Annotated in this window: 7 protein-coding genes; 4 read left to right on the forward strand and 3 right to left on the reverse strand. The window is 30.1% G+C overall.

Features of this window, described 5'->3' with window-relative positions:
- From AB1Z17_RS02515 to AB1Z17_RS02530, 4 genes are all read left to right on the forward strand, one after another.
- On the forward strand, positions 1-1,241 hold a 1,241-nt coding region (locus tag AB1Z17_RS02515; RefSeq protein WP_368050215.1), incomplete at its 5' end, for an ABC transporter permease.
- A gap of 2 nt (positions 1,242-1,243) precedes the next feature.
- On the forward strand, positions 1,244-2,491 hold the full coding sequence (locus AB1Z17_RS02520; RefSeq protein ID WP_368050216.1) for an ABC transporter permease: 1,248 nt from the start codon (positions 1,244-1,246) through the stop codon (positions 2,489-2,491).
- A gap of 83 nt (positions 2,492-2,574) precedes the next feature.
- Complete coding sequence (locus tag AB1Z17_RS02525; protein ID WP_368050217.1) at positions 2,575-3,693, forward strand: efflux RND transporter periplasmic adaptor subunit; 1,119 nt, start codon at positions 2,575-2,577, stop codon at positions 3,691-3,693.
- 241 nt (positions 3,694-3,934) lie between these two features.
- A complete protein-coding gene (locus tag AB1Z17_RS02530) occupies positions 3,935-4,315 on the forward strand; it encodes a hypothetical protein (RefSeq protein WP_368050218.1) in 381 nt (126 codons plus the stop codon).
- A gap of 48 nt (positions 4,316-4,363) precedes the next feature.
- Here AB1Z17_RS02530 and AB1Z17_RS02535 read toward each other — a convergent pair whose 3' ends face one another.
- The 3 genes from AB1Z17_RS02535 to AB1Z17_RS02545 all read right to left on the reverse strand — a co-directional run.
- Complete coding sequence (locus AB1Z17_RS02535; protein ID WP_368050219.1) at positions 4,364-5,251, reverse strand: 3-hydroxyacyl-CoA dehydrogenase family protein; 888 nt, start codon at positions 5,249-5,251, stop codon at positions 4,364-4,366.
- A 10-nt stretch (positions 5,252-5,261) separates the two neighbouring features.
- Positions 5,262-6,038, reverse strand: coding sequence for a PhzF family phenazine biosynthesis protein (locus AB1Z17_RS02540; protein WP_368050220.1), 777 nt, complete (start codon positions 6,036-6,038; stop codon positions 5,262-5,264).
- Position 6,039: 1 nt separating this feature from the next.
- Positions 6,040-6,945, reverse strand: a 906-nt coding sequence (locus AB1Z17_RS02545; RefSeq protein ID WP_368050221.1) for a Gfo/Idh/MocA family protein, incomplete at its 5' end; no start/stop codon positions are given.

Genomic DNA, 6,945 nt, shown 5'->3' on the forward strand with positions numbered 1-6,945 from the left:
AACGCTTAATTATGTTTGATTTAGATCGTTGGAGAGAAATTTTCCAGTCATTAAATAAAAATAAACTTAGAACAGCACTTTCTGGTTTCACAATAGCGTTTGCTATCTTATTATTTACCTTATTGTTTGGCGTAGGAAATGGACTGAAACATACATTTGAAGAACAATTTACTGGTGATGCAAATAACTCTGTTTATATAAGAACAGGTACTACTACAAAACCATATAAAGGATTGCAGAGCGGAAGAAGGATTCAGCTTAGAAATGAGGATTCAAAATTTATGAATGAAAATTTTGAAGATGAAATACAATTTTTCAGCCCAAATATTCAAAGAAGTATGCAGGCAATATATAAAGGAGAGCAAAATAGGTATACCGTTAGAGGTGTATATCCAGATTATCAGCCTTTAGAATCTGCAGTTGTTCAAGATGGTAGATTTTTAACCTATTTAGATATTGAACGAAAATCTAAAGTAATTGCCATAGGTAGATTGGTAGAGAAAGATTTGTTTGGACAATTAAGTGCCATGAATAAAAATATAAATTTAGATGGTCTTTCGTATAAAGTAGTGGGAGTATTTAATGATCCTGGAGGAGATAATGACGAACGTTTTATATATGCACCCTTTTCTACACTGCAAGGAATCTATAAGCCAAATGATGAAGTTGATTATATAGGACTAACTTTTAACCCTAGTTTAAGTGTTGATCAAGCTCTTTCATTTACTAATTTATTAACTAAACAATTAAAAGAGAGATTTAATATAGATCCAAGAGATCAGTCTGCACTTAGAGTTCAAAATTATGCTGAAGGAACAAAGAATGTTGAACAATTTATGACAGTTTTAAATATAATAATATTATTTATTGGTATTGGAACCTTAGTTGCAGGTGTTATTGGTATTAGTAATATAATGGTCTATATAGTTAAAGAACGTACTAAAGAGTTAGGAATCCGCAAAGCGTTAGGAGCAACCCCACGTTCTATAGTTGGAATGATAATGATGGAGTCAATTTTTGTAACAGCCATTGCAGGGTATTCTGGGTTGATGATTGGAATTTTTACCTTAGAAGCTTTAGGAGATACCTTAGAAAAGTATTTTATTTTAAATCCAAGTGTAGAAACTTATGTAGTTGTAGGAGCAACTATTGTACTTGTAATAGCAGGTACCATTGCAGGTTATATTCCAGCAAAAAGAGCAGCAAGCATAAAACCAATTGTAGCATTAAACGATGAATAAATATGTTTAAATTTTTAATTGATAGAGACACCTGGCAAGAAATTTATAGCAGTATTCGTAAAAACAAAATGCGTACTGGAATTACTATTATTGGAGTAATGTGGGGTATTTTTTTATTAGTAGTTTTATTAGGCGCAGCTAAAGGTGTTGAAAATAAATTTAATAGTTTATTTGGAAACTTTGCTACCAATAGTGTTTTTGTTTGGGCACAAGCTACTAGTAAACCTTTTAAAGGATTTCAAGAAGGTAAAAGACTTACACTTAAAGTATCTGATTTAGAAAGTATTAAGAATGAAATTGACGGCCTTGAATTTGTAGTTCCTCGCCATCAAACACAAGCACAAGCAATAAACAATTTTAAATCTGGAACCTTTGGAATTTTTGGAGATTATCCTGAATTGGATAAAGTTCAGAAAAAAGATTTAGTTTATGGAAGGTTTATTAATGATAATGATATTAAAGACAAGAAAAAAGTTTGTGTTATTGAAGAAGAAATATACAAGCAACTTTTTGATAAAGATGTATATCCAATAGGAACTTATATTAAAATCAATGATATTAACTATAACGTTGTTGGAATGTATAAAGAAGGACAAGTAGGAGGTGGTGGTCCACAAGGTAACATACATATTCCATTTACAACGTTTCAACAAGTATACAATAGAGGTAATACCATTGGATGGATGATGATAACTGGAAAAGAAGGTTATGACATTGTACAAATTGAAGCTGATATAAAATTATTATTAAGAAATTTACACAAAGTACACCCAAAAGATGAAAGAGCATTTGGTAGTTTTAATTTAGGAGAAAGAATAAAACAAGTAACTGGCTTTTTAACAGGAATGCAATTTTTAACTTGGTTTGTGGGTATCGCAACATTAATTGCAGGTGTTTTTGCAATTGGAAATATACTTCTTATTACTGTTAAAGAACGTACTAAAGAAATTGGAATACGTAGAGCATTAGGAGCAAAACCTTGGGAAATTAAAAGACAAATAATTTTAGAATCTGTTTTTTTAACAAGTATAGCAGGAGCTTTAGGAATTATTTTTGGAGGTTTAGTACTTATGCTAATTGATGCAACAATAGGTAAAGGCCCAGAAGCTGCTCTAACAAATCCAACTGTAGATATACCAGTAGTATTAATTGCTGCTGCAACGTTAGTTGTTTTAGGAACATTAATTGGAATGATTCCTGCACAAACAGCTGTTAGCATAAGACCAATAGAAGCTTTAAGAGAAGAATAAACAATTATAAATCAGAATTATACATGAATAATTAATTTTTAAATTATTCAATAAATTAATAGAAACAAGAAAATAATCAACTAATGAAAAAAACATTAATTTTTGGAGGAATAGCAGTAGCACTTATAGCGGTTTTACTTTGGTTCGGGGCAAAAAATAGTCAATCTCCAATTCAATACGAAACGGAAACGCCATTTAAAACAAATATTGTTAAAAAAACAGTTGCAACTGGTAAAGTTATTCCGTTAGAAGAAGCCGAAATAAAGCCAAAAGTATCAGGTATTATTGAAGATATATTTGTTGAAGAAGGTGCAGAAGTATCAGTAGGAGATTTAATCGCAACAATTAGAGTTGTGCCTAATGTGCAAAGTTTAAACAGTGCGCAAGGAAGTGTTAAAACATCTCAATTGCGTTACGATAACGCTGAAACTAATTATGATAGAATTAAAGGTTTATTTGAAAAAGGTGTAAAAGCTCGTTCAGAATTTGAAGCTGCAGAATTAAGTTTTAATAGTGCAAAACAAGATTTAAAGAATGCAAAAGACAACCTTCAAATAATTAAGAAAGGTTCAACCGCTGGAATGGGTAAAACAGCAAATACCAATGTAAAGGCAGAAATTTCTGGCACTATTTTAGAAATTCCTGTACGTAAAGGAAATCAAGTAATTGAAAGTAATACATTTAATGCAGGTACCACAATTGCTACAATTGCAGATATGACCAAAATGATTTTTGAAGGAAAAGTTGATGAAGCTGAAGTAGGGAAAATTAAAAATGGTACTGTTTTAGAAGTTTCTTTAGGAGCAATTGAAAAGAAAAAATATCCTGCAAAATTAAACTTTATAGCACCAAAAGGGACAGAAGAAAATGGAGCTGTACAGTTTAAAATTAAAGCAGATGTTACACTAGATGATGAATTTTTTGTACGAGCAGGTTATAGCGCAAATGCCGATATAGTATTAGAAAAGAAAGACAGTGTACTTTCTATAAAAGAAGCATTATTACAATTTGACAAAAAAACTGAAACTCCTTATGTTGAAGTAAAAACAGGAGATCAAGAATTTGAGAAGCGAGATGTAGAACTTGGTATCTCAGATGGAATTAATGTTGAAATTTTATCAGGAGTAACATTAGAGGATGAAATTAAAATTTGGAATAAAACTTCTAAAAAAGAAGAAGATGAAGAAAATGGCAATAACTAAATAAATTTTTAAAGAAAGCTTTCTAAAAGTATCATTTTAAAAAGTAAAAGAAAAACAATAGTTAGTTGTTAATTAAATAATTATTTAAAAGTGTTTTAATTTTTATTAAAACACTTTTTTTATATCTTTATAGTAACACTTTTAAATACATAAAAAATATTTTTTATGTATGATTTTTATCAGATAAAAATAAAATTAAAAGTCCGAAATTTATTATATAAAATTTAAAGCCAATTTGAATATGGAGAGTCAGTTATTATTCTTAAGTGATCTAAACTTCAATCTTGAAGTATGGAAAAGAGAGTTAAAATTTCAAGAGAGTGAAATGGATTATTTTGAAGAAAAATTAGAGCATGTTGCCATGCGCAACCTAGGAAAAGATGTAATGATACAGCTAGAAGGTTTTCAAAATAAAATAATTCGTGAAAGAGAAGTGATGGGCCAGTTGAGGCATCGACTAAGAATGAAAAAACGTGAAATTGCGCAAGCTAAATTCCAAAATAATGAAGAAGTTAAATTTCCTGAGAAACAAGTAACTTTAAAAGAGGAAATGAAAACATTTGTTAGAATGCATTATGACTTAAAAGAAGACATGATGGATTTTTTCTTAAAATATCTATAGCATAAAAAAACCTTTCCAGAAACGGAAAGGTTTTTTTTAAGCCAAAAGCTATCTAAACTGTTTTGCTATTTTTTCTGCTTTTCTGTTTTCAGAATAGTCATAAAAGCCTTCACCTGTTTTAATACCTAATTTTCCGGCTTGTACCATATTTACAAGTAAAGGACAGGGTGCATATTTCGGATTTTTGAATCCATCGTACATTACATTTAAAATAGAAAGACAAACATCTAAACCAATAAAATCTGCTAATTGTAATGGTCCCATTGGATGTGCCATTCCTAACTTCATTACAGTATCAATTTCATATACTCCAGCAACGCCATTATACAAGGTTTCTATAGCTTCATTAAGCATTGGCATTAAAATTCTATTTGCAACAAAACCAGGGTAATCATTTACTTCAACAGGAGCTTTACCTAAATTTTTAGACAGTTCCATAATTGTTGTAGTAACTTCATTAGATGTATTATAACCTCTAATAATTTCAACCAATTTCATAATTGGAACAGGATTCATAAAATGCATTCCGATTACTTTTTCTGGTCTGTTTGTAACTGCCGCAATTTGTGTAATTGAAATAGAGGAAGTATTTGAAGCTAAAATTGCCTTTTCAGGAGCAACTTCATCAAGTTCTTTAAATATTTTTAATTTTAAATCCACATTTTCAGTGGCAGCTTCAACAACTAAATCACTGTCCTTTACACCAGTAGAAATTGAAGTAAAAGTAGAAATATTTTTTAAAGTTTCTAGTTTTATGGCTTCAGTAATTTTATCTTTTGCAACTAACCTATCTAAGTTTTTAGTAATTGTTGCCAAACCTTTATTTAAAGACTCTTGTGAAATATCAATAAGATGTACTTTATAATTATTTTGCGCAAATACGTGGGCAATTCCATTACCCATTGTTCCAGCGCCTATAACTGCTATGTTATTCATAATTTATTTATTAAATTGTTAATTCTCCTTTTAAAAAAGTGATTGCTTGTCCGCTTATTTCAACTCTTTTATTTAAATACTTACATATTAAATAACCTGTTCTTTTTGAAAGCTGCATCGCTTCTAAGTTATTTTTATTTAATTTTTTAGCCCAAAAAGGAATTAATAATGTGTGTGCCGAACCAGTAACAGGATCTTCATTTATACCAATTTTTGGAGCAAAAAAGCGTGAAACAAAATCTAAATTGTTTGCTTTTGAAGTCACAATAATTTCCTGCGAATCAAGTTCCATTATTTTTGAGAAATTTGGGGTTATCATTTTTAAAGTATCCTCATTTTCTAATAAAACTAACAATTTCCGAATTCCTTTATAGGTTTTTAAAATAGGAACGTTTAGCGCATCTTTTAAAATTTCAGGAGTTTCAATTTCTTTAATTTCTTCTGAAGGAAAATTAAGTGTGTACCAATCTTCATTCTTTTTAACTGTTAAAATACCGCTTTTTGAATTAAATTCTAAAACTGGTTTTTTATAATTTAATTCAGTAAAAATAATGTGAGCAGTAGCCAAAGTTGCATGTCCACATAAATCTACTTCGCAAGTTGGTGTAAACCACCGGAGTTCATATTGATTGTCTTTCTTTACAAAAAATGCAGTTTCAGATACATTATTTTCTTCTGCAATATGTTGCATTAAATCATCTGAAATCCATTTTTCTAAAGGGCAAACTGCTGCCGGGTTTCCTTTAAAGATTTTATTGGTAAAAGCATCAACCTGATAAATTTTCATACTAAAAATCGTTAATAATCATGTGAGCAACTCGTAATGCTTCTGTACCTTGTTCTAGCGTAACAATTGGTGTTGTGTTATTAACAATTGCATCTGCAAAAGTTTCCAATTCATCTAAAATTGCATTATTTGTAGCAATTGCAGGGTTTTCAAAATAGATTTGTTTTTTAATTCCTTCAGCATTTTGTAAAATCATATCAAAATCACCAGGAACTTTTGGAGCATCTTTCATTTTAACCACCTCAGTAGCTTTTTCAAAAAAGTCGACAGCTATGTAAGCATCTTTTTGAAAAAAGCGAGATTTACGCATATTTTTTAATGAAATTCTACTTGCTGTTAAATTAGCCACACAGCCATTTTCGAATTCGATACGTGCGTTCGCAATGTCGGGAGTATCACTAATTACAGAAACGCCACTTGCGTGTACACTTTTTACTTTGGATTTTACCACACTTAAAATAATATCAATATCGTGAATCATTAAGTCTAAAACTACAGGAACATCTGTTCCTCTTGGATTAAACTCTGCCAACCTGTGTGTTTCAATAAACATTGGATTTTCAATAGCATCTTTAACGGCTGTAAATGCAGGATTAAAACGTTCTACGTGCCCAACTTGTCCTTTAATATTATATTTATCAGCTAATTTAATAATAGCTTCAGCTTCTTCAACCGTTTTAGTAATAGGTTTTTCAATAAAAATGTGTTTTCCTTTTTCTATTGCCTCTTTGGCACAATCGAAATGTGAAAGGGTTGGAGTTACAATATCAACTACATCAACAGCGTCAATTAATTCTTGAACGGAATTGAATTTTTTATAGCCAAATTCTTCCGCAACTTTCTGTGCATTTTCTTCAATTGGATCATAAAATCCAACTAGTTCGTATTTTTTTGATTGATTTAATAA

The sequence above is a fragment of the Lutibacter sp. genome (genome assembly GCF_040883305.1).
Classification (GTDB): domain Bacteria; phylum Bacteroidota; class Bacteroidia; order Flavobacteriales; family Flavobacteriaceae; genus Lutibacter.

What these genes read in the sequence shown, in the direction of transcription:
- AB1Z17_RS02535 (WP_368050219.1), bottom strand. Translation starts at nt 5,251, where the DNA reads ATGAATAACATAGCAGTTATAGGCGCTGGAACAATGGGTAATGGAATT.
- AB1Z17_RS02540 (WP_368050220.1), bottom strand. Translation starts at nt 6,038, where the DNA reads ATGAAAATTTATCAGGTTGATGCTTTTACCAATAAAATCTTTAAAGGA.
- AB1Z17_RS02520 (WP_368050216.1), top strand. Translation starts at nt 1,244, where the DNA reads ATGTTTAAATTTTTAATTGATAGAGACACCTGGCAAGAAATTTATAGC.
- AB1Z17_RS02530 (WP_368050218.1), top strand. Translation starts at nt 3,935, where the DNA reads ATGGAGAGTCAGTTATTATTCTTAAGTGATCTAAACTTCAATCTTGAA.
- AB1Z17_RS02525 (WP_368050217.1), top strand. Translation starts at nt 2,575, where the DNA reads ATGAAAAAAACATTAATTTTTGGAGGAATAGCAGTAGCACTTATAGCG.